Annotated in this window: 8 protein-coding genes; 7 read left to right on the top strand and 1 reads right to left on the bottom strand. The window is 51.9% G+C overall.

Annotated elements, in window-relative coordinates:
* The first annotated feature begins 21 nt into the window (after positions 1-21).
* Positions 22-633: a superoxide dismutase gene (locus tag AB2U10_RS01540; RefSeq protein WP_367914477.1), complete on the top strand. Its 612-nt coding sequence runs from the start codon at positions 22-24 to the stop codon at positions 631-633.
* A gap of 83 nt (positions 634-716) precedes the next feature.
* On the opposite strand, the gene AB2U10_RS01535 is transcribed toward AB2U10_RS01540, so the two are convergent.
* A complete protein-coding gene (locus tag AB2U10_RS01535) occupies positions 717-1748 on the bottom strand; it encodes a LacI family DNA-binding transcriptional regulator (RefSeq protein ID WP_367914478.1) in 1032 nt (343 codons plus the stop codon).
* Positions 1749-2097: 349 nt separating this feature from the next.
* On the opposite strand from AB2U10_RS01535, the gene AB2U10_RS01530 reads away from it, so the two are divergent.
* The 6 genes from AB2U10_RS01530 to AB2U10_RS01505 all read left to right on the top strand — a co-directional run bounded on the left by AB2U10_RS01530 (position 2098) and on the right by AB2U10_RS01505 (position 16916).
* Entirely contained in the window at positions 2098-3591 is a 1494-nt protein-coding gene (locus tag AB2U10_RS01530; protein WP_367914479.1) for a xylulokinase, read from the top strand.
* Positions 3578-4909: a xylose isomerase gene (gene xylA / locus AB2U10_RS01525; protein ID WP_367914480.1), complete on the top strand. Its 1332-nt coding sequence runs from the start codon at positions 3578-3580 to the stop codon at positions 4907-4909. Before AB2U10_RS01530 ends, xylA begins: the two co-directional genes overlap by 14 nt.
* 15 nt (positions 4910-4924) lie before the next feature.
* Positions 4925-6595, top strand: coding sequence for a sodium/sugar symporter (locus AB2U10_RS01520; RefSeq protein ID WP_367914481.1), 1671 nt, complete (start codon positions 4925-4927; stop codon positions 6593-6595).
* Between the two features lie 69 nt (positions 6596-6664).
* Positions 6665-10702, top strand: coding sequence for a two-component regulator propeller domain-containing protein (locus tag AB2U10_RS01515; RefSeq protein ID WP_367914482.1), 4038 nt, complete (start codon positions 6665-6667; stop codon positions 10700-10702).
* Positions 10703-10880: 178 nt separating this feature from the next.
* Positions 10881-13727 carry a glycoside hydrolase family 31 protein gene (locus AB2U10_RS01510; RefSeq protein ID WP_367914483.1) on the top strand — a complete coding sequence of 949 codons (2847 nt, stop codon included), beginning with the start codon at positions 10881-10883 and terminating at the stop codon, positions 13725-13727.
* Positions 13728-13772: 45 nt separating this feature from the next.
* Entirely contained in the window at positions 13773-16916 is a 3144-nt protein-coding gene (locus AB2U10_RS01505; protein WP_367914484.1) for a SusC/RagA family TonB-linked outer membrane protein, read from the top strand.
* Positions 16917-16921: the final 5 nt, after the last annotated feature.

Genomic DNA, 16921 nt, shown 5'->3' with positions numbered 1-16921 from the left:
ATTAATTAAAATAAACGAGTTATGGCCTTTACATTAGCACCGCTCCCTTATGCAAACAATGCATTGGAGCCTTATTTTGACGCGCAAACCATGGAAATCCACCATGATCGTCACCACAATGCGTACGTTACCAATCTGAATGCAGCCATTGCCGGCACCGATTTAGATAAGCAGAGTATTGAAGAAATCCTGGCCAACGTGAGTAAGGCATCACCTGCCGTAAGAAATAACGGTGGTGGCCATTACAACCATGACCTGTTCTGGAACATCCTGGCACCGGCCGGTAAAGGCGGTGAGCTTTCAGGTGATCTCAAAGCAGCCATTGAAGCGGCTTTTGGTTCGGTAGATGAGTTCAAAGCCCAGTTTAAAGCAGCTGGTACTTCGCGTTTCGGTTCAGGATGGGCCTGGCTGATTGTAAAAGCTGACGGCTCCCTGGCCATTACTTCCACGCCTAACCAGGACAATCCCCTGATGGATATTGCAGAAGTGAAAGGAACACCTCTCCTGGGTATCGACGTGTGGGAGCACGCGTATTACCTGAAATACCAGAACAAACGCCCGGACTACATTGATGCATTCTGGAATGTGGTGAGCTGGGATGCGGTAGCGAAGAGGTTTTCGGCAGCGAAATGAGGATTTAGTTAAAAACTAAAAACTAAAAGTGAAAAGTTGCGGTACAATTAGTATTAAAATTAATGTACCGCAACTTTTCACTTTTATCTTTTCACTTTTAACTCTCCCGTGCTTTCTCTCTCCACCAGTATCGGTTCTAATACTACCTTCTCCGGGTTGTCATACGGGTTTTTCTTATTGACCATGGCCAGGAAAATACGGGCGCACTCGGCCCCCATTTTGTGCGGCTGCTGCTCAATGGTGGTCAGCGAAGGAGTAATGAATTCGGAAAATACCTCGTTGGCAAACCCCATTACCGCTACCCGTCCGGCCGGCACACCTTCTTCTTTCAGCTGCCGCAGCACTCCCAGGGCCGTAAAGTCATCACCGGCAATTACCGCATCGGGCAGGGGGCATCCGGCCATCATGCTTTTGATCTGGGCTTTACCGCCTTCTATAGATAAGGTTCCGTAGCGTACGGTATGGGCATGAGCCGGAATGCAGTGATCGTGCAGGGCCGCCAGGTAGCCTTCCACCCTCTGTTTAAAGATGCTGATCTTCTGGGGCGGGGCAATAAAGGTGATGTTCCGGAAATTCTTTTTAAGCAAATGCTCAGCAGCCATGTAGCCGGCCTTGAAGTCGTTCAGGGTAACCGATGGCACATTAAAATTTTCCATGGTACGGTCAAAGAGAACCAGGGCCTTGCCCTGCCTGACCACCGCTTCGAAATGGCTGATGTCTGCTGATGTTTCGAGCGACAAGGAAGCAAAAATGCCGTCTACCTGGGCTTCCAGCAGCGTTTTAACCCCCTGTTTTTCGTTCTCCAGGCTTTCGTTGGTCTGGTAGAGAAGAATGCCGTACCCGGCCGCTTTTAAATTCAGCTCTATGCTGTGGATCACCGAGGCAAAAAACTGGACGCGGGCGCTCGGCACGATTACCCCGATGGTAAACGTTTTGCCCGACTTCAGTGAGGCCGCCAGCTTGTTGGGGCTGTAGTTCATCTTCTGGGCCATGGCCCGCACCTGGTCTTTGGTTTCGGTGCTGATGCTCCTCGAATCGTTCAGCGCTCGTGAAACGGTAGAAACGGTGATGTTCAGCTCCCGGGCTATATCGTAGATGGTGACTTTCTTTTTCAAAAGATACGCTGAAAATAAGTAGATAATTTTAACAAAAGTAACGGTTTCCTGTAAATTATACACAATCGATTGCGTAAGCACTTTTTGCGACCCTGATCATAGTCCGATCCGGACCGGGTGAGTGAAAAGGCAATTGCCGGGGAAGAGGCTGGCCAGAAGGCTCCCCTGCCTGAAAATACGGAAGCGGTGTGTGGACTTTTGAGACATGTTTACTTTTATGACAGGGCCGTTAATGATCTCCGGAAAGGAATAACCTAAAAAAAACCGTAACCTTTTGGATTAAAAAAAAATCGTTGCTACTTTTATGCAATCGATTGCGTAATATCGCTTCAACCTTGCCTTTTATCGTATGTTTCTATTAGGAATAGACCTCGGAACCTCCTCTGTTAAGATTTCAGTGATTGATGCTGCAACCCGGCAGGCTGTTTCCTCGGTCCGGTATCCGGAAACCGAAGCGGAAATTCTCAGTCCCCGGCCCGGTTGGGCCGAGCAGGATCCGGAAACCTGGTGGGAGAATACCAAAAATGCGATCAGGAAGTCGCACGCTACGGGTACATACGATCCCCGGCAGATAAAAGCCATCGGTATTGCTTACCAGATGCACGGGCTGGTGATTACCGATGCTGCGGGAAACCCGTTAAGAAATTCCATTATCTGGTGCGACAGCCGGGCGGTAGAAACCGGTGAGCGGGCCTTTGATGCCATGGGCCATGCCTTCTCGCTGGAGCATCACCTCAATTCTCCGGGTAACTTTACGGCGGCCAAGCTGGCATGGGTAAAAGAACATGAGCCCGGCCTGTACGAAAAGATCGACAAGGTCATGCTGCCGGGTGATTTTATCGCGTATAAGCTGTCGGGTCACCTGACCACCAGCATCAGCGCCTTGTCGGAAGGGGTATTCTGGGATTTTCGCTCCAACACCCTTTCGGAAAGCATCCTGAATTATTTTGGTTTTTCTGCCGGTCTGTTTCCCGAAATACAACCCGTATTTTCAGTACATGGCGAGGTCTCGCAAAAGGTAGCCGGAGAGCTGGGGCTGTCTCCCGGTACGGCCATCGGGTACAAGGCCGGTGATCAGCCCAATAATGCCTTCTCCCTGAACGTGCTGGAGCCGGGCGAAGTGGCTGCCACGGCGGGTACTTCCGGGGTGATCTACGGGGTGAGTGACGCGCTGGTGTATGACCCGGCCTCGCGGGTGAATACGTTTGCCCATGTGAATTACCTGCCCGGTCACATCCGTACGGGTATCCTTTTGTGCATTAACGGTACGGGCATCCTGTACAGCTGGGCCCGGAAAATCCTGGCCGGCAATTTCAGCTACCCCGAGCTGAACCGCCTGGCGGCGCAGGCGCCCCCGGGAGCAGACGGCCTGCGCGTGCTGCCTTTCGGAAACGGTGCCGAGCGCATTCTCCGGAACCGGACCATCGGCGCCCATATCGAAAATATTGATCTCAACCGGCATTCGGCAGCCCATATCCTGAAAGCCATTAACGAAGGCATTGCCTTTTCGTTCCGCTACGGCCTGGATATCATGCGCGACAACGGGTATCCCCCTTCCGTGATCAAAGCCGGTCATTCCAACCTCTTCCTGAGCGAGGTCTTCCGGAAAGACTTTGTAGGGGCTACGGGCGTACCGGTAGAGCTCTACGAAAATGACGGCAGCGTGGGGGCCGCCCTGGGTGCCGGACTGGGAACCGGGTATTTTAAAGAGCCGGCAGAGGCCTTTTCCAACCTGAAAAAAATCAAAACCGTAGAACCCGAAGCCACCGGGTGCTACGATGAGCTATACGAAGAATGGAAAGAAATTTTAAATCTTAAATTACAAAAAAATGGCAATCGTTAAAGGAGAAAAAGAGTATTTCGAAGGCATAGGAGAGATCAGATACGAAGGAAAAGACACCGATAACCCGCTGGCGTTCCGGTATTACGATGAAAACAGGATCGTACAGGGGAAAACCATGAAAGAATACCTGAAGTTTGCCTGTGCATACTGGCATTCGTTTAACGGCAACGGGTCAGACCCTTTTGGTGAGCCCACCCATATTTTCCCCTGGGATGTAAAAAGCGACCCGGTGGAGCGGGCAAAAGATAAGATGGATGCCGCGTTTGAGTTCATCACCAAGATGAACCTGCCGTACTATTGTTTTCACGATGTAGACATGGTGGATTATGGCCCGGATGTAGCCGAAAACGAACGCCGGCTCCGGGTACTGACCGACTATGCGCTGAAGAAGCAGGAGGAATCGGGCGTGAAACTACTCTGGGGCACAGCCAACCTCTTCTCTAACCGGCGATACATGAATGGGGCCATCACCAACCCCGATTTTCACGTACTGAGTCACGGGGCAGCGCAGGTAAAGGCCGCACTGGACGCCACCATTGCCCTGGGCGGTGAGAATTATGTTTTCTGGGGGGGAAGAGAGGGGTACATGACCCTGCTGAATACCGATATGAAGCGGGAAAAAGAACATTTTGCCCGTTTCCTGCATACGGTCAGAGACTATGCCCGTAAAAATGGGTTCAAGGGTACTTTCTTCATTGAGCCCAAGCCCTGTGAGCCCTCCAAGCACCAGTACGATTACGACGCGGAAACGGTGATCGGGTTCCTGCGGCAGTACGACCTCCTGGGCGACTTCAAGCTTAACCTGGAAGTGAACCATGCCACCCTGGCCGGGCATACTTTCCAGCATGAACTGCAGGTAGCTGCAGACACGGGAATGCTGGGCTCCATTGATGCCAACCGGGGCGATTACCAGAACGGCTGGGATACCGATCAGTTCCCGAATAATATCAATGAGCTGGTGGAATCCATGCTGATCATCCTGGAAGCCGGCGGTTTCCAGGGCGGTGGAATTAACTTTGATGCCAAGATCAGAAGAAATTCTACCGATCGGGAGGATCTTTTTTATGCACATATCGGAGGAATGGATATATTTGCAAAGTCGCTGCTGGTGGCAGAGGAAATTCTGCAAAAATCAGATTATGCGAAATTAAGGAAAGACAGGTACGCTTCGTTTGACTCCGGACAGGGTAAAGCGTTTGAAGAAGGCCGGCTGTCGCTGGAAGACCTCCGCGACTATGCCGCTTCAAACGGAGAGCCCCGGCTGGTGAGCGGCAGGCAGGAGTACCTGGAAAACCTGGTGAACCGATATATCTTTTAAACCAATTCAACCTGAATGAACTCCCTTAGCGCCCGGGATTACATCGTATTCCTGATCTACTTTGTTATAGTAGCCGGTTATGGTTTCTGGATCTACAACCGTAAGAAAAAAGAAAGCAGCAGCACCAAAGACTACTTCCTGGCGGAGGGATCGCTGACCTGGTGGGCCATCGGGGCCTCGCTCATTGCCTCCAATATTTCTGCAGAGCAGTTTATCGGCATGAGCGGTTCGGGGTTCAATTTCGGGCTGGCTATTGCAGCATACGAATGGATGGCCGCAGCAACACTGATTATTGTGGCCCTCTTCTTCATACCGGTTTACCTGAAGAACAAGATTTTTACCATGCCGCAGTTCCTGCATCAGCGGTATAACGGTACGGTAGCCATGATCATGGCCATTTTCTGGCTTTTGCTCTATGTGGTGGTCAACCTTACGTCTATCCTGTACCTGGGGGCGCTGGCCATCAACAGTATATCGGGCCTGGATATCACCATGTGCATGTACGGACTGGCCGTTTTTGCCATCTTTATTACCCTGGGCGGCATGAAGGTTATTGGTTTTACCGATGTGATCCAGGTGTTTTTCCTGATCCTGGGAGGCCTGATCACCACGTATCTGGCCCTGAACCTGGTGGCCGATAAGCACGGAGCGGAAGGGGCAATGAAAGGGTTTTCTATCCTTACCAAAGAAGTTCCGGATCATTTTCACATGATCTTTAAACGCGACAACCCGCATTACCTGGATATTCCCGGGCTGACCATGCTGCTGGGCGGTCTCTGGATCGTGAACCTCAATTACTGGGGTTGTAACCAGTATATTACCCAGCGTGCCCTGGGTGCTGACCTGCCTACTGCCCGGAACGGGATTCTTTTTGCGGCATTTTTAAAGATGCTGATGCCGGTAATTGTGGTATTGCCGGGGATAGCGGCTTTTTTCCTGTACCAGAAAGGGCTTTTCCAGACAGAGATGCTGCAAGGCGGAGAGCTGAATCCCGACCGGGCCTACCCGGTGTTGCTGAACCTGCTGCCGTCAGGCCTGAAGGGGCTGTCGTTTGCGGCATTAACGGCTGCTATTGTGGCTTCGCTGGCGGGTAAGGCCAACAGCATTGCCACGATCTTTACGCTGGATATTTTCGGGAAGAAAATTAACCCGGGAGCTTCCGAGAAGTCGCTGGTAAATGTGGGTAAGATCACCGTAGTGGTGTCTATGATCCTGGCGGTTTTGATCGCCCCTCATATGGGTATCGATAAGAAAGGAGGCTTCCAGTACATCCAGGAATATACGGGTTTTGTTTCTCCCGGTATTTTTGCGATGTTCCTGCTGGGCTTTTTCTGGAAGAAAACCACATCAAATGCCGCCCTGTTTGCTACGGTGGGAGGATTTCTGCTGTCTGTTTTCTTTAAAGTATTGCCCCAGTTTGCCGATCTTTCCTTCCTGAGCGGAATGGGCTTTGCCGTTCCGAATGCAGAGGGTGTATTTGAAATTCCGTTCCTTGACCGGATGGGCTTTGTGTTCCTGATCTGTGTTATTGCCATGTACATGATCAGTACAATAGAAAACCGCAGGGGCATTGTACCGAAAGGCCTGGAAATAGATAAGCGTATGTTCAGGGCACATCCGGGCTTCATTGCCGGCTCATTGATCATTGTGCTGATGCTGGTGGCGCTGTATTCGGTGTATTGGTAGTTCCGAGTGGAGAGTTCCGAGTTCCGAGTTCCGGGTGGAGAGTTCCGGGTTCCGGGTCTAATTCAATTCATGTCATCCCTTTGTGCAAAATATACCGTATTCTTTTTACTGGTATCCGGCCTTTATGCCGGTTACGGGCAGTCGGTTCAATTCAAGCATATCACCGTTAACGAAGGGCTGACCCATAATCACGTCACCAGCCTCTACAGGGCGTCTGACGGCTTTCTCTGGATAGGTACCCCGGCCGGGCTGAACCGCTTTGACGGCCACAGTGTGCGGATGTATAAAAACCGCTCAGGCAGTCCGGCCACTCTGAAAGACAATTCCGTTTCCCAGATTTTTGAAGGGCCCGGAGGGAACCTCTGGGTACGTACAGGCCTGGGGCTGAATGTGCTGGATATCCGCAGGGATGCCTTTTCAGGAAATACAGACAGCCTGCTGCGCACTATGGGGATCAGGGAAGGGAATATCCTGGATATCTGCAGGGATAAAAACGGTTATTTCTGGTTTCTGCATGCAGAGGAAGGGCTTTTCCGTTATGATGAAAAACAAAACCGCAGCATACCGTACCGCGGCCGGAGGGATTCACGGCCTACCGGTATGGCACTCGGAGGGAAAAATACCGTGTGGGTTATTTTTGCTGATGGCACGTTTGAAACGGTCAATGCGCTTACGCTGGAGACCATGTCAGTCAGGAGACCCGGCAACCCGGAGAATTCGGAATTCCGCATCCTGGTTGACCGGAATGAGGACCCCTGGATTTATACGGCCAATACACCCTCAGGGGTGTACTGGTGGCCTGATTTTTCCCAGCCTCCCATACATTTTTCCGTTAACACGCCCGGTGCCCGCCTGAATAATAATACGGTAATGGGCCTGGCCCAGGATCAGGAAGGCCGGGTATGGATTGCCACGGATCATGGCGGGGTAAATCTTTTTGATCCTAAAAACCGGAAAATGAGCTACCTCATGTATGAGGAGTTTAATGACCGGAGCCTGAGCCACAACGGCACGTCTACCGTTATCTGCGACTCTGACGGCATGATCTGGATAGGAACCTATAAGGGCGGTGTGAATTACTATCACGATAACCTGATCCAGTTTCCGGTGTACCGGCACCACAGCACCGCCCCTGCCAGTCTGCCTTATGATGATGTGAACCGTGTGATCGAAGACCGGAACGGAAACCTGTGGATAGGCACCAACGGAGGAGGACTGATCTTTTATGACAAGCAGAAAAATACCTACAGGCAATATCTTCATTCACCTGATGATCCTTCCAGCCTGGGCAGTAACGTGATTGTGAGCCTTCTTCTTGACCGGGAAGATAATCTCTGGGTGGGTACCTACCATGGCGGGCTGAACCTGTTCAGAAACGGCCGGTTTAAACGTTACGTCCATGACCCTGCGACCCCGGAAAGTATCAGTAATAACAGTGTATGGGAGCTATTTGAAGATTCAGAGGGGCGTTTCTGGGTAGGCACGCTCTTCGGAGGGGTCAATCTCATGGACCGGCGTAAAGGTACTTTCCTGAAACCGCCGGGTGATTTTACCGGTCCTTCTGCCACCTATATCTGCGCCATGATGGAAGACCGGGAGGGAAACCTCTGGTTTGGCTCGGCTACCGGCATTGAAGTGCGCGATAAATCAGGACAAAAGATCACCCGTTACGCGTATGAGCCTGCTAAAAAAGGGGGGCTGAGCAATGATTATATTTCCGATCTGCTCCAGGATTCGAAAGGCAGGATCTGGGTAGCCACCCGCGACGGGCTGAATTTGTTTGAGCGCGGAACATTCCGTGTTTTTAAAGATACAGACGGTCTCCGTGACAATACCATTCACACCCTCCTGGAAGATAATGCCGGTAAAATCTGGATGAGCACTTCGAAAGGCCTTTCCGTGCTGTCAGACAGCCGTGAAGGAGGGTGGGTGATCCGCAATTTTGACCAGCATGACGGTCTGCAGTCAGTAGCCTTTAATGAAAATGCAGCGGTGAAGCTGCGGTCGGGTGAGCTGATTTTCGGCGGGCCTGCAGGCTATAACCGGATTCGTCCGGAAGATATTTCACATGAAGAGGTGTTCCCGCGTCCCGTTATTTCTGATCTGCTTCTTTTTAACAGGAGTGTAGGTGTGGGCGAGGTGGTGGAGGGCCGGGTACTGCTGAAACAGGCCATGGAGTATACGGATGAGATTGTGCTGAAGTACGATCAGAATGTTTTCAGCCTACGTATTTCTCCCCTGTATTTCCTGCATCCTGAACGGGTCAGGATCAGGTACACCCTGGACGGCTTTAACCGGGAGTGGCTGGAGCTGGACCCCAGTTCAAGGGTAGCTACGTTTACCAACCTCAATGCCGGGGAATATATCTTTAAAGTAATTACTTCTACCGACGGGGAACAATGGAGCGAGCCGGTGACCCTGCTTAAAATTGTTATCCGGCCACCTTTCTGGCTGACAGGCTGGGCTTACGCGTTTTACCTGCTGTGCATCGGCGGAGTATTGCTTGCCGTGCGCCTTATGGAAAGAAGAAGACAGTACACCCGTTTTGTGCTGCAGCAGGAGCGCGAAGAAGCCCGGAGGCTGAAGGAGCTGGACCAGCTGAAGACCCGGTTTTTCACCAATGTAAGTCACGAATTCAGAACACCTGTCAGCCTGATTATCTCGCCTATAGAGAAGCTGGCGCGGGAAGAAAAAGACGCTGCCCGGAAAATGCACCTTGACCTGGTGCACCGCAATGCCCGCCGCCTGCTGAACCTGGTAAACCAGCTGCTGGATTTCAGGAAGATCGATACGCGCTCATTGCAGCTTCAGAATACGGAAGGAGATATCATGGCGCAGATAGATGATCATGCCCGTTCTTTCCGGGATATGGCAGAAAGTAAGGAAATTGAGTACTTTATTGATATCTCTGCCAAAGGCGTGAGGTGTTACTTTGACCAGGATAAGCTGGAGCGCATTGTGTTCAATCTCCTCTCCAATGCCTTTAAGTTCACTCCTGTGGGAGGAAAAGTAAGCCTTACCGCAGCACTGGAAAAAGATGGAACGGATGCTTACCGCCTGAAACTGGAAGTGGAGGATACCGGCATAGGCATTACGGAAGAGTCGCGCTCCAGGATATTTGAGCGGTATTACCAGGATGACATCCTGCAGTCGCTGCTGAACCAGGGAAGCGGGATAGGGCTGTCAATTACCCGGGAATATATTCACCTGATGGGCGGAACCATAGAGGTAAACAGTGAAGTAGATGCCGGCAGCCGGTTTGCGGTATCGCTTCCTGTGCATGGAAACGGACCCGCCACGGCCGGCAATTCTCCGGTGTTCCCGGTAAAACCCGAGGTTAAAAGCGGGATAACCGGGAAACGGGTGCTGGTGGTGGAAGATAACGAGGATTTCCGGTTCTACATCCTGGATAACCTCCGTGAGCACTACCAGGTGGAAGAGGCCCGGAATTTCACCGAAGGCTGGGAAAAGACCCTGGCTTTTCACCCGGATATCGTTGTTTCGGATGTGAATATGCCCGGGAATACGGGCATTGAGCTTTGCCGGAAGCTGAAATCTGATGCGCGCACCATGCATATTCCGGTGATCCTGCTGACGGCGCTGACAGCCGACAATTACCAGCTGGAGGGAACCGAGGCCGGGGCGGCCGATTATATTGTGAAGCCGTTTAATGTGGAGCTGCTGCTTTCCAAGATCAAAAGCCATATCCGGCAGAAAACTTCCTTTGAAAAAACCTATAAAAAGCAGCTTGTGGTGGAACCGGCAGAGACAGAGCTGGAGTCACTTGACGAAAAATTTATGCGGAAAACCCTGGAAGTGGTCGAAAAAAATATTTCCAACACACTGTTCTCTGTAGAGATGCTGGCCGATGAAATGAATGTCAGCCGGGTGGGACTTTACAAAAAAGTATTCAGCTTAACCGGTTATTCTCCCTCTGAATTTATCCGGAACATCCGCCTGAAGCGGGCGGCCCGGCTCCTCGAAGAAACGGGAATGACCGTGGCTGAAGTGGCCTATGAAGCAGGCTTTAATAATCCCAAAACGTTTTCGAAATACTTCCGGGATATTTTCGGTAAGCTTCCTTCGGATTACCGGAAAGGAAACTGAGCCGGTTTACATGAATTTCCTGTATAAAAGGGCCCGAAAGGCCCTTTTTGTTTACAAAATCACCCCTATTTATTAACATTTCCGTCCCTTCGGTCTTGGTGAGACTCTGTACTTTTGTCTAACAATTTCTTTGTTTAATCCTAATTCAGAAGGGGCCGGAGGCGCCCGTTAAGAAGTAATGAGAAAATATAGCCTGATTTTTATTTTGCTTTACGGGTTGCAGCCAGCCTATAGTCAGAGCCCCGGTTCCTATACCAAAACGGAGCGGGGAATACGCCTTGCCGTTCCTCCGGCAGACAACCGGCCGGCTACAGACCTGCAGGTAGAGGTGATTCAGGATAATATTTTTCACGTGACCGCGCAGCCGGCCGGTACTGCGGTGAATAAAACACATAACCTGGTGGTGCCGGAAGAGCGCTTTTCAGGTTCCTGGAAAGTAACGGAAGCCGGAACGGAGCTCCTGGTCGGCACAGCGAGGGCCACAGCCCGGATCTCCCGGCTGAACGGAACCGTGCATTTTGAGGATGCCGCCGGTACTACATTGCTTTCGGAGCGTTCGCGCAGCAACATTACGTTTACGCCTGATGCCTATGGCGGTGACAGCTTTTACCGGGTTCGTCAAACCTTTAATGTCAGTGCAGATGAGGGCCTTTATGGCCTGGGGCAGCACCAGAGCGGGGTAATGAACTACAATACGGGCCGGCAGGTGACCCTGCTGCAGTATAATACCATGATCGGTATTCCATTCCTGTATTCCACCCGGAATTACGGCTTACTCTGGCATAACTATTCGATTACCCAGGCCGGTGATACGCGCCCGCTGCTGCCGTTGTCGGCGTTCCGGCTTCATTCTCCGGAGGGTTACGAAGGCTGGCTGACTGTGAAATATTATGATAAGGCGGCTCCCGGAAAAGTCATTTTCAGCCGGCCGGAATCAGAGATCTCCTACCTCTACCTGAATGACCAGGACCGCTTGCCCAAAGAGGTAAACCTGGCGGCAAGTGTGGCCGTATACGAGGGAAAGATCGAGTCGCCCTATGAAGGCCTGCACCGCCTTCACTTTAATTACTCCGGTTACCTGAAGGTATGGGTAGACGGTGTGCTGAGAGAAGACCGCTGGCGGGAATCGTGGAATGCCGGCTCTTTCGAGACAGACCTGGAGATGAAAAAAGGGCAGAAGTACGATCTGAAAATGGAATGGATGCCCGATGGCGGGCAGGCTTACCTGGGCCTGAAATGGCAGAGCCCTATACCGGAGGACCTGAAAAATACCTTCTCTTTTGATTCGGAAGCCGGTGACGGGGTAGATTACTATTTCATAGCCGGAGCTGACGGCGATGAGGTGATCAGAGGATACCGGGAGCTCACTGGCAAGGCCCAGGTGCTGCCGCGGTGGTCTTTCGGTTACTGGCAAAGCCGCGAGAGATACAAAACCCAGCAGGAGCTGGAAGATGTGGCAAAGGAATTCAGAAAACGCAGGATACCCATTGACAACATGGTGCAGGACTGGTCGTACTGGCCCGAGCACGACTGGGGCAGCCATGATTTTGACAAAACCCGTTTCCCAGACCCGGAGGGCATGGTGAAACGGCTTCATCAGGATAATTTTCGCCTGATGATCTCGGTATGGCCCAAGATAAACGAGGAGTCTTCGGTGTATCGCCGGTTTAAAGAAAAGGGCTGGCTGTATATGCGTAACATTTATGATGCCCGGAAAGACTGGATAGGCAAAGGTTACACTTCTACTTTTTATGATCCCTTTAACGCGGATGCCCGCAAGGGCTTCTGGGAGCTGATGGATAAAAAGCTGTATAAGCTGGGCATAGATGCCTGGTGGATGGACGCCAGTGAGCCGGATATCCACTCGAATACCAACCTGGAAGAGCGGAAGGCCGTGATGCAGCCTGCCATAGGCTCATCGGTACGGTATTACAATGCCTTTCCGCTGGAAAATGCCCGCGGTATTTACGAAGGCCAGCGGGCCACCGACCCGGATAACCGGGTGTTTATCCTGACACGTTCGTTTTTTGCCGGCCAGCAGCGCTATGCTGCCGTAGCCTGGAGCGGCGACATTTCCAGCCGCTGGCACGATATGAAAGACCAGATATCGGCGGGGGTGAATTTTTCCATGTCAGGTACGCCTTACTGGACCATGGATGCCGGCGGCTTCCTGGTAGAGAAGCGTTTTCACCGGCCCGACTCCGCCCACCTTGAAGAGTGGCGGGAAATGAATACCCGCTGGTACCAGTACGGGGCCTTTTTGCCCCTCTTCAGGGCACACGGGCAGTTCCCGTTCCGTGAGCCGTTTAATATAGCGGCAGAAGGGCATCCGGCCTATAGCAGCATGACCTATTACATCCGCCTGAGGTACCGGCTGCTGCCTTATATCTACTCGCTGGCAGGAAAAGTGCACCTCGAAGACGGTTCGATGATCCGCGGGCTGGCCATGGATTTTCCGCAGGATAAAAACGTATTCCCTCTGAATGACCAGTTTCTCCTGGGGCATTCGCTCCTGGTGAACCCGGTGACGGAAAAGGGCGCGCTGAGCCGCAAGATGTACCTTCCGGCTGGAACCGCCTGGTATGATTTCTATTCAGGCCGGCGGGAGGCCGGTGGCCGCGAGATAGAGGCCGATGCCCCTTATGAGCGTATCCCGCTGTATGTGCGGGCCGGAAGCATTGTTCCGCTGGGACCGGAGCTGCAGTACACTGCTGAAAAGAAGCCTGCCGAAATCTGGCTGTGGGTATATGCCGGGGCAGACGGCGCCTTCCGGCTGTATGAAGATGAAGGAACCAATAATAATTACGAAAAGGGGCAATACACTACCCTCGATATCACCTATAACGACCAAACCGGTGAGCTGACGCTGGGAAAACAGCAGGGCAGCTTTGACGGCATGCTGAAAGAACGGGTCTTCAGGGTAGTGCGGGTTTCTCCTGAAAATACGGTGGGGTTTGATTCTCAGAAAACCCGGTTTAAAACCATCACTTACAAAGGCAATGAAATGAAGATAAAACTGAAATAAAACCTGAAAGAGGGTCTGTTATTTAACCTTTAATTTTTATGTAAAATGCGTATAACTCAACCTTTAAAAAAGTTTTGCTGTATTCTCTTACTGACAATAGCGGCCCAGGTGGCCTACGCCCAGTCGGTATCGGGTACGGTAGTGTTTGACGATGACGGTGAGCCCGTGCCCGGTGCTACCGTCAGGGTCAGGGCAAGCGGGGTGGCGGCCCTGACCGATGCCGCCGGGAAATTTGATATCAAAGCCGTAACCGGTGATGTGCTGGAAGTGACCTTTGTAGGCCTGAAAACCGCTGAGCATACGGTGAATGCTACTACGGGCATTGTGATCCGGATGCTTTCAGAGCAGTCGGTGCTGGATGAGGTAGTGGTAGTAGGCTATGGTGTGCAGAAAAAGAAGCTGGTGACCGGCGCCAACCTGAATGTATCGGGTGACCTGGTACAGAAACAGAACCAGGTGAACCCCTTACAGGCTTTGCAGGGGCAGGCTGCAGGGGTAACTATTCTCTCTACTTCCGGACAGCCGGGAGCAGGCATGAAAGTGAATATCCGGGGGCTGGGAACCATTGGTAATTCTGATCCGCTGTATGTGATTGACGGGATACCCGGTGGAGATATCAGCGTGCTGAACCCGGCCGATATCCAGTCGATTGATGTATTGAAAGATGCGGCCTCCGCGGCCATTTACGGGGCGCAGGCGGCTAACGGCGTGGTACTGGTGACCACCCGCTCAGGCGGTAAAGGCCGGGGCCAGGTATCTTTTGATTCGTATGTAGGGGTGCAGAACCCCATCCGCCTGGCGCCCATGCTGAACGCACAGGAGTACAGGACGATCATGAATGAGCAGGCGCTTAACTCCGGGGCGGCACTGATTGATTTTGACGGAATGAGCGGACTGGCCGATACCGACTGGCTGGCACAGATGTTTGTGAAAAATGCAGCTACCCAAAATCATTCCCTGAATATTTCAGGAGGAAGTGATGTATCGTCTTATGCGATCTCCTTTAACCGGATCGACCAGGAAGGGGTGGTTGGCGGGAAAGCTATTTCCAATTACCAGCGCTACGGTTTCCGGGTCAATACCGAGCATAAGCTCTATAAAGAAGTATTGAAAGTAGGCGAGCATCTCAATTTCAATTATATCCGGAATAACGGGATCAGCGTGGGCAACCAGTATAACAATACCCTGAGAGGCGCCTTCATTACCTCACCGCTTTCACCGGTATTCAGTGACAACAATAAATACAACAGCCCGTATAACGATACCAGCGACTCGCCCTGGTACAACGGTGACGGCAACCCGTACGGCCAGATGATGACCAACTCCAATAACCGGAACGACAGCCAGCGGCTCATGGCCGACCTGTACGGGGAGTTGCAACCCATCAGGAACTTACGGATTAAGTCGGTTTTCGGGATCAATTATTATGCCGGTGAATACCGGAGCTTCCAGCCGCTGTACCGGTTTTCGGTTTACAGCTTTAATGAGAACCATACTACCACCGGTCAGAGCATGAGCAAGGGCCATACCCTTACCTGGACCAATACGGCCTCCTATGACTTCAGTGTAGGCACTCATCATCATTTTGATGTCCTGCTGGGGATGGAGTCGCAGCGGTACCAGGGAACCTACCTTTCGGCTTCCAACTGGAACCTGCTATCGCAGTTTGATGATTTTGCATATGCTTATCTCGACAATACCACGGGCAAGGCCCACCTGGATGCCGACGGCAACGTGGTGGAAACCCGGGGTATAGGCGGTGGTCCTGAAAATCTTTACCGGCGGGCGTCTTATTTCGGCAGGGTAGGATACAATTACCAGGAAAAATACATGTTCAATGCCACGCTGCGGGCCGACGGGTCGTCGAAATTTGCCCGGGGCAACCGCTGGGGCTATTTTCCCTCATTTTCGGCCGGATGGGTGCTGACCAATGAAGATTTCCTGGCCGGTAACGGCATCAGCGGCCTTGATTTCCTGAAGCTGAGACTCAGCTGGGGGCAGGTGGGTAACCAGAGCATTGATGATTTCCAGTTTGCTTCACCCATCAATACCTCTACCGGCTTCAGCAGCAGTGATCCGGCCGCCTTCTATGTTTTCGGAACTTCGAAAACCAATGTGCCCGGAGCTTACCCCAGCCGGCTTTCCAACCCGGATGTACGTTGGGAAACTTCCGAGCAAACCAACCTGGGTGTGGATGCCCACTTCCTGAACAGCCGCCTGGAAGTATACGCTGACTATTATGTGAAAACCACCAAAGACTGGCTGGTGCAGGCACCGATACTGGCCACGGCCGGAGCAGGGGCACCGTATATTAACGGCGGCGATGTGAAGAACACCGGACTGGAGCTTTCCCTTCTCTGGAAAGACAAATCAGGCGATCTGGGCTACCGGGTAGGCGCTAACGGTGCCTATAATAAGAATGAGGTAGGGAATATTCCTACCGAAGACGGGATTATTCACGGACCTACCGGTCAGCTGTTTGATAACTCTGACGAGTTCTACCGCGCGCAGAACGGCCTGCCTATAGGCTACTTCTGGGGCTATAAAACAGACGGGATTTTCCAGAATACGGCAGAGATAGAAGCCTGGAAAAGCGCCGGCAAGGGAATTCTTCAGCCCGAAGTAAAACCCGGTGATGTACGCTATGCAGATGTCAACGGCGACGGAAAGATCGATGCTTCCGACAAGGTTAACCTGGGGGTAGGCATGCCGAAATTTGTTTTCGGCTTTAATATGGGCCTGGACTATAAGAATTTTGATTTCTCGGTAGTGGCTAACGGAGTGGCCGGGAACAAGATTGTGCAGTCGTACCGGAACCACGCTAACAAGCAGGCCAATTATACTACGGCTATCCTGCAGCGGTGGACAGGCGAAGGCACATCTGACCGTATTCCGCGGGTTACTGAAACCAATGTGAACTGGCAGTTTTCAGACCTGTACCTGCAAAAAGGAGATTTCCTGAGAATCAGCAACGTGACCCTGGGCTATGACCTGTCTAAGCTGATCAAATGGGAATACCTCAGCCAGTTACGGCTGTACGTTCAGGCCCAGAATGTGTTCACCTTTACCCGCTATGACGGCATGGATCCGGAGATCGGGTACGGTACCAGCGGATGGGTATCCGGAATAGACCTGGGGTATTACCCGCGCCCTAAAATCTATCTTGTAGGACTCAATGTTAAATTCTAATGAAG

It is taken from the genome of Leadbetterella sp. DM7, from assembly GCF_040829825.2.
Classification (GTDB): domain Bacteria; phylum Bacteroidota; class Bacteroidia; order Cytophagales; family Spirosomataceae; genus Leadbetterella.
The sequence above is the reverse complement of the archived record's forward strand: the minus strand, read 5'-3'. Positions and strand labels throughout refer to the sequence as shown.

What these genes read in the sequence shown, in the direction of transcription:
- AB2U10_RS01540 (WP_367914477.1), top strand. Translation starts at nt 22, where the DNA reads ATGGCCTTTACATTAGCACCGCTCCCTTATGCAAACAATGCATTGGAG.
- AB2U10_RS01530 (WP_367914479.1), top strand. Translation starts at nt 2,098, where the DNA reads ATGTTTCTATTAGGAATAGACCTCGGAACCTCCTCTGTTAAGATTTCA.
- xylA (WP_367914480.1), top strand. Translation starts at nt 3,578, where the DNA reads ATGGCAATCGTTAAAGGAGAAAAAGAGTATTTCGAAGGCATAGGAGAG.
- AB2U10_RS01520 (WP_367914481.1), top strand. Translation starts at nt 4,925, where the DNA reads ATGAACTCCCTTAGCGCCCGGGATTACATCGTATTCCTGATCTACTTT.
- AB2U10_RS01515 (WP_367914482.1), top strand. Translation starts at nt 6,665, where the DNA reads ATGTCATCCCTTTGTGCAAAATATACCGTATTCTTTTTACTGGTATCC.
- AB2U10_RS01510 (WP_367914483.1), top strand. Translation starts at nt 10,881, where the DNA reads ATGAGAAAATATAGCCTGATTTTTATTTTGCTTTACGGGTTGCAGCCA.
- AB2U10_RS01505 (WP_367914484.1), top strand. Translation starts at nt 13,773, where the DNA reads ATGCGTATAACTCAACCTTTAAAAAAGTTTTGCTGTATTCTCTTACTG.